The following is a 295-nucleotide window of genomic DNA, read 5'->3' as shown; positions in this document are numbered from 1 at the left end:
TCTGTATAAGTTGCATTCCACGATTCAGAGTGATCATCATACGACCCAGCAACTGAAGCAACAGACTTAAGTTCAGGTGTACCAGACCAGCCAGATGTATCTTGTACAACACCACCAACTTCTTGGTCGTAAGAAAGAACGAAGCTATTAACGTTTTGGAAACGGAAATCACCAAAACCAGTCTCGATGTTAGCAGCTATTGTAAAGTCGATACCTTCAATTTCGAAACCTGCACCGTTGAAGTAAGATGTACCCGCTTCAACTAAAGTTCCTGAAGCTGCCCGTTTCAAATAGA

At 42.4% G+C, this 295-nt stretch carries 1 pseudogene; it reads right to left on the bottom strand.

Annotated elements, in window-relative coordinates:
- Positions 1-295: pseudogene (locus CWC02_RS20695) on the bottom strand (TonB-dependent receptor); the annotation flags it as partial.

This window comes from Pseudoalteromonas sp. S2721, assembly GCF_005887425.1.
In the GTDB taxonomy this organism is placed as follows: Bacteria; Pseudomonadota; Gammaproteobacteria; order Enterobacterales; family Alteromonadaceae; genus Pseudoalteromonas; species Pseudoalteromonas simplex.
Note: the sequence above shows the minus strand (reverse complement) of the source record. Positions and strands in the feature narration are given on the sequence as shown.